Source organism: Tenacibaculum bernardetii (genome assembly GCF_029125915.1).
Taxonomy (GTDB): Bacteria; Bacteroidota; Bacteroidia; order Flavobacteriales; family Flavobacteriaceae; genus Polaribacter; species Polaribacter bernardetii.
Window position 1 is genome coordinate 1 of sequence record NZ_JAQJCU010000025.1, and the last position, 6,919, is coordinate 6,919.

At 28.4% G+C, this 6,919-nt stretch carries 3 protein-coding genes; all 3 read left to right on the forward strand.

Annotated features, from left to right (window positions below):
- The first annotated feature begins 674 nt into the window (after positions 1-674).
- The 3 genes from P2G10_RS12555 (at position 675) to P2G10_RS12565 (ending at position 6,620) form a co-directional block, all read left to right on the forward strand.
- Positions 675-5,072 carry an AAA domain-containing protein gene (locus P2G10_RS12555; protein ID WP_275316942.1) on the forward strand — a complete coding sequence of 1,466 codons (4,398 nt, stop codon included), beginning with the start codon at positions 675-677 and terminating at the stop codon, positions 5,070-5,072.
- Positions 5,072-5,695 (forward strand): alpha-ketoglutarate-dependent dioxygenase AlkB, encoded by a 624-nt coding sequence (locus tag P2G10_RS12560; RefSeq protein ID WP_275316944.1) that lies wholly within the window; start codon positions 5,072-5,074, stop codon positions 5,693-5,695. Before P2G10_RS12555 ends, P2G10_RS12560 begins: the two co-directional genes overlap by 1 nt.
- Positions 5,696-5,993: 298 nt before the next feature.
- The gene (locus P2G10_RS12565) at positions 5,994-6,620 is read left to right on the forward strand and encodes a hypothetical protein (protein WP_275316945.1); all 627 of its coding nucleotides are present in this window, start codon (positions 5,994-5,996) and stop codon (positions 6,618-6,620) included.
- Positions 6,621-6,919: the final 299 nt, after the last annotated feature.

Here is a 6,919-nt window from a genome sequence, read left to right on the forward strand (position 1 = left end):
TTATCTATTATTTTTTCGCTAAATTTACGCAACAAACTATAAGCACAAAGCCGTTGGGTTTCATTAGCGGAAATCGTTAAAATTGAACATTTTTAGCTTTTTAAAGTCAATTTTTACAATGGTGGAAAAATTTACAGAAAAGCTATTTTGGAATTTAATTACAATTAAAAAAAAGTAGCTTGAACAATTTAGTTTTTTAAGTCAAAACTTTTTACAAATAGAAAAATTCCAGTTTGGAATTGTTTCGTTAAATAAAAATCTAAAACTGGAGAGTTTTGAGAAGTTTTGAAAATTGAGTTGAATACCAAAACGTGGAAATCAAAACTGCGGAATTAGAATCTTTGCGGAAATAATAACTGAAAATTAAAATAGAACGGAAAAACCATAAAACGAAAACCCAACAAGGTGCATAATTCATTAAGGTGGAACTTCCTTGCGGAATTTCCTCGCACATTTATTATCTTTCGTTCAAATTCGGAAAAGCGCTGCGCTCTTTTCCTTAACGAAATCATGCACAAAGCCGTTGTAAGTAATGCGAAAACCGTGCTAAAATTGAAAATTTGAACTAAAAAAGCCAGCCACACAAACAGCACATTTGGTTTTTTTGCCAACACACAAGCCAACGCTAAAAAACCAAAAGAGCTGTTTTTTGCCAACGCACACTAAAGAATAAAATGACAGAAAAAAAGATAGCATTTGAATATTTTGATGAACTATTAGAAATTCACACAACTAAAAATACAATACAGACAAAATACTCTAGATTAAGAATTTTATTAGAAAAAGTAACTAAAGACTTAACACGAAAGGAATCTTTACAATTCTCTAACCTTTTTTCTAGGCTTTCCTTTGTTTGCGAAAAACAATCTTTACCGAAAAACATTCACGGATTAAGAATAAGTGCGAATAAAGTACTACACGAGAACTACAGCCCAACGATAAATGAATACGAAACTCATTTTAAATTTTTGAGTGAATTTATATCCAAAGCATTAAAAGTTTCTGTTCCACCAAATATTAGCATTTTATACCCAAAAACAGAATTTAAAACACAATTTGACAATTCTAATAAAACAAGAATTGATAGATTACGTGTGGAATTAGTAATAATTAAATCGAACTCATTAATTTGTATATCTTCTGATAGTCAAAGTGATGACTACATAACTGTAAATCTAGCAAATCTAAATCCCTTCACAAGCGTTAAAGATTTTTGGAAAGGTGCTCAACTATTTTTAGTAAATATTGAAATTGACGAATCAGAGAATTATTTTCCAAAATTTATTATTCTAGAACCAGATTATTTAATTGACATATCTTCAATTGCTGAATGTTCGCAAGACTATGGGAAATCTGAATTGTTTTATTTAAAATCTAAATTTGAAGAAATTCCAAATACTAAACATATCAGATTAGGAAATTTCGCAAATTTAGTAATTGACGAATTGTTTGCAGAGAATACAAATAACTTTATCACATTCAAGAACACAATAAAAAAAGACTTCCAATCCTACCCTTTTGAATACACAACTTGTACTGATTTAAATTCTACAGAAAGATTTCAAAGATATTTAACAGATGCTGAAATGCACTTCGAGAATATTAAAAAAGTTGTAGAAAATGACTTTAAAAATCAAGAAATATCAATTGAAGATTCTACTCTTGAACCTGCCTTTTTATGCGAATTATATGGTATTCAAGGTAGATTAGATATTTTAGAGTTATCAAAAACTAACAAACATCAAAAAATAGTAGAGTTAAAATCTGGAGGTGTTCCATTTCCTGATGATGGTGTTAGTATTAAACCAAACCACAAATCGCAATTATACCTTTATTATCAATTAATTTCATTATTACAAAATATTGATTTTCATAAAGTTAGCTCAAAAATTGATGGCTATATTTTATATTCAAAAATCGCCCAAACTAATTTGCGTTACGATAAACCAACGTTATCACAAGTTCAGGAAATTTTGAACATAAGAAACAGAATAATCATAAATGAATATTACCTTACTCTTGATGATATTTCAATAACAAAAGAAATAATAGCAAAAATTACACCTGACAACTTAATAAACGGTTCTAACGTCAATCCGAATTTTAGACAAAATTATATTGAACCTCAAATAAATGAAGTAATACAACCATTTCAGCATTTAGAGGAAATAGAGGAAAATTATTTTTACTCGTTTATTAGTTTTATCGCAAAGGAGCAATATTTAGCGAAAATCGGAGATTCAGAAAATCCAAATCAACAAGGAAATGGATTAGCAAACCTATGGTTAGATTCCTTTATTGATAAAAACGATAGGTTTGAAATTTTATATGACTTAACCATAACCAAAAACCTTATTGACCAAGATGAAAAAACAATAACTTTTTCTCGTACAAATAAAGAAAACGAATTTGTAAATTTCAGAAAAGGAGACATTTGTGTGCTTTATCCAAGAAATTCAGACACAGATACTGTTACTTCAAACCAAATATTTAAATGTAGCATAACAGAAATAACCAAGCATTCAATTGTTGTAAGTTTTAGATACAAACAAAGAAATACAAAGTTCTTTAAATCTTTTGATAATAACGACAAAAAGGGTTTCTGGTCATTGGAAAGAGATTTTATGGATAGTTCTTTTAGAGCAATGTATAAAAATCTCTACGCTTTTATTTCTCATCAAGAAAAATTTAAACGCGATTTAATACTTACAATAGCAAAACCAATTCAAGGTAACACAGTAAACTATCAAAATTCAGATTTTTCAGAAGAACAAAATAGAATCATTAAAAAAGCGTTATCTGCAAAAAATTATTTTCTTTTAAATGGTCCACCAGGAACTGGTAAAACCTCTATAATTATTAAAGAATTAGTTCGCCAACTTTACAGAAATGAAGAAGCGAACATTCTACTTCTCGCTTACACTAACAGAGCTGTTGATGAAATTTGTGAAGCAATAAATAATGCTATTATAAATTTTGATGATATTAACGATGGAAAAGTAAATTTTGGAAGAACTGACCGAAATTTTATTAGAATAGGGAATGAACTTTCTTGCTCGCAAGAGCATAAACATAATTTATTATCTAACGTAAGTCAAAATGTATCTTCTCGAAAAGATTTAAAGGATTTACTAGATAAGCACAGAGTTTATGTTTCAACAGTTTCCTCAATGGCAAGTAAAATGGATATTTTCAAATTGAAAAAATTTGACACCATAATTGTTGATGAAGCTTCACAAATTTTAGAACCTCAAATAATTGGCATATTACCTAATTGCGAGAGATTTATCTTAATAGGCGACCACAAACAACTTCCTGCAATCGTTTTGCAAAATGCTGATAGTTCAGAAACTAATAGTAAACCTTTACAAAGTATTGGGTTATATAATCGAAAAAATTCACTTTTCGAAAGATTATATACCTTTTGTGAAAAGAACGATTTAGATTATGCTTATGATAAACTTTCTTATCAAGGAAGAATGCATAAAGAAATAGCTTTATTTCCTAGTCATAGCTTTTACAGTTCTCAACTAAAGCAAGCCTATGACTTGCCAAATCTAAAACCAGAAATTAAAGAAGAATTAAAAAGGCAAGATATTCCGTTAAATTTCGTGTCTAAAACCAAGTACACATTAGAAGATTTATTGTCCAAAAAAAGATTAATATTCTTCACAAGTCAAAAGGAAGAAAACAACACTTCTTTTGGTAAAAAAAACGATTCAGAAGCTAGATTGGTTATAAAAATTGTTGAAGAAATTAAAAATCTTTATGCAACCAACGGATTAGCTTTTGACAATTCAAAAACAATAGGAATAATTGCACCATTCAGAAACCAAATTGCTTTAATAAAACAAAAATTAGAGGAAGCAAACATTCCAAATTACGAAGAAATAACTGTTGATACGGTCGAAAGGTATCAAGGAAGTCAGCGTGATATTATAATTCTATCTTTTGCAATTAATAATCCATATCAATTAAATGGAATTATCAACACAAATGATGATGGAACAGTTGACCGAAAGTTAAACGTAGCATTGACAAGAGCAAAAGAGCAACTTATTTTAATTGGTAATGATTCCATTTTGTCGAACAACCTAATTTATTATAAACTTATTGAGTTTGTAAAATCAAAAGGTGGCTATATTTCCGAAACAATTCAAGAGGTTATTGATAACAAATTAAAATTTGAGTATTTTGATTCTGATGAAACTATTGAGGGAAAAACATATACACCTGAAAATGATTTCAAAAGTGAGTTTGATAGGTTAATTATAGATGTTATAAAAAATGATGAAAGAACAATTGAATATCCCAATTTATTACTAGGAAAATCAAATGATTTCATAAGAAATAATGTGATTGAATATGGAAGAACAGATTTTGATTCTATAAGTTTATTTGCACCTGAAATTTCAGTAGATGATAAAGTAAACTTGTATTGTTTTTACAATATGCGTAAACATTACTTTTCAAGTTATTCAATATTTGAAAGCTATAGAAGTGATTATTTCAGTCAAGAGATTGAACAAACTTCTGGAAGAATCACTTTTATAGATTTTGGTTGTGGTCCTTTAACATCTGGTTTGGCATTTAATCAATTATTTAAAAACATAGGTAGCTACAAACTAAAATATATAGGTATTGATATTTCAAATTCTATGTTATCTAAAGCAAAAGAATTTAGTAATACTGAATTGTTTAGTGGAATCACTCAATTTCACTTTCTCAAGTCTATCAAAGAAGTTTCCGAAGAGCAATTGTCTGAATATTTCAGACTGTCAAATACAGTAATCCTTAATTTTTCATATTTATTTGCCAATTTAACTTTAGAGCAAACTCACGAGCTAGCAAACGATATAAATAAATTAGTTTCCAATTTCCCTTTAAATAAATATATTATTGTCTATCAAAACCCCGTAAAAAGACATCATAATTTTACGAGATTTAAGAATTTATTACATAATTTCGACAATCTAATAGTAAGAAAATCAGAAACAGTTTCGTACAAAAATCAACATCAAAGTTGGTACGATAAAACAGAAACTTTTACATACGAAATATTAACAAATTAATGCAAGCAGATTTATTCGGACATATAGAAAAATCCAAAACTGACATTTCTCTTGAATTGGCAAAAGAAATAGTTGGTTTAGAATTATATCCTAATTTTATCACGGAAAAGGAAGAAAAAGAACTTATAAAATTTATAGATAATTCGCCTTGGCTAAATGATTTAAAAAGACGTGTTCAACATTATGGTTATAAATATGATTATAGAGCTAGAAATATTGACAATTCTCTCTATTTAGGAGAATTACCTAATTGGTGCAAAGTCATTTATCAAAAGATGATTGATGAAAAAATAATTAATTTTATACCAGACCAAGCAATTATAAACGAGTATGAAATAGGTCAAGGAATTTCTTCTCATATAGATTGTGAGCCTTGTTTTGGAGACACTATTATTTCACTATCTCTAAATTCATCTTGTGTTATAAATTTTGAAAAACATTTAAATTCGAAGCACAAAATTGGAATTTTTGTAGAGCCAAAAACGCTTTTAATAATGAAAAAAGAAAGCCGATTTAATTGGTTTCACGGAATTCCACAACGAAAATCTGATAAATTTAATAATGAAATAACAAAACGTGAAAGGCGAATTTCGATAACATTTAGAAAAGTAATAACCGAATAGCCAACGCTAAAAGCCATACACATTTGCAATTCGCTTCAGCCACCACACAAGCCAAAAATTGCAAAAGAGTATGTCTTGCCAACGCTCACATTTGAACTAAATAAGAAACATCGGAAAACAAGCTGAATGAAAAAAGCACTACTTACAACACCGTGTATAATTAATTGCTTGGTTATTAATCACTTACGAAAATTATCGCAAACTTCCAATTTAGTTTTTATTTGCTAACTTTAGTGCTTAAACACGCAACAAATCATACACAAACACGTTGGCAAACATTTAAACTGAATAATAAACTATGAGATTAACATTGATTTTCACACTATTTACTTTATTTGTTTTTGGACAAGAAAAACCAATAGTTTTCTACAATGAAAGCGGAGAGAAAATAAATAGACAGAAATTTATTGAGGCCAAAGATTATAGTAAAAACTTGGACTTATATTTTGAAAATGACACAACTCAAATAGTTTTGTTAGTAACTCGACAAAAATTCGGTAAATTAGACAAATATTCTTTTGAGAAACTAAAAACATATTTGACAGAATTGACTAATAAGAAAATTGATTCTACTCAAAATATTGTAATAAATTATTTAACTGCATTTCCGAAAAAGGCAGATAACTCGAAATCAAGGTCTACTTGGAATATTTTAGACAAAGACTATTTGAAAAAACTTCATAAAATTGCTGACATAAATCAATTTTGGATAAACTCACCTGAATCTGACAATCTTAAATATTATCATCAAAATAAAATTAATTGGATAGCGGATAAAGAAAGTTTATTTAAAAAAATATTTTTCCCTTATGAAGTAAGATATTGCAATTACATTCTGATTAAACCAGATGGTAAGTTCTATTATTATTTAGGAGAACATAGCAAATATGAAATTTGGGAAAATGCTAAAAAACATTTTAAATAAAAAAAACGATTTGCCAACACCACCTAAACTGTATTAAAACGCAGCTTAGCCAAAACGTTGGCAAAAACTTTAGAAATCACTCAGACGGAAACAATTCTGTATTAAAGTATTGTGGAATAACTCTAATTTAAATTACGTTTTTCTGTCAACACTGGAAAAATAACAATCCTAAGTTTAGAGCAACTTTACGGAATTCTTACTCAAACGGAGTTTTAAAAAATTGACAAAAGCAGAACTGATCGCAAAAAAATCACTCTTGCGGAATTTAGCAACTTTGCGGACTTGAAAATCTTTGCGGA

Bases quoted from the DNA above. Each gene is read 5' to 3' on its own strand.
- P2G10_RS12565 (WP_275316945.1), top strand. From the start codon at position 5,994: ATGAGATTAACATTGATTTTCACACTATTTACTTTATTTGTTTTTGGA.
- P2G10_RS12555 (WP_275316942.1), top strand. From the start codon at position 675: ATGACAGAAAAAAAGATAGCATTTGAATATTTTGATGAACTATTAGAA.
- P2G10_RS12560 (WP_275316944.1), top strand. From the start codon at position 5,072: ATGCAAGCAGATTTATTCGGACATATAGAAAAATCCAAAACTGACATT.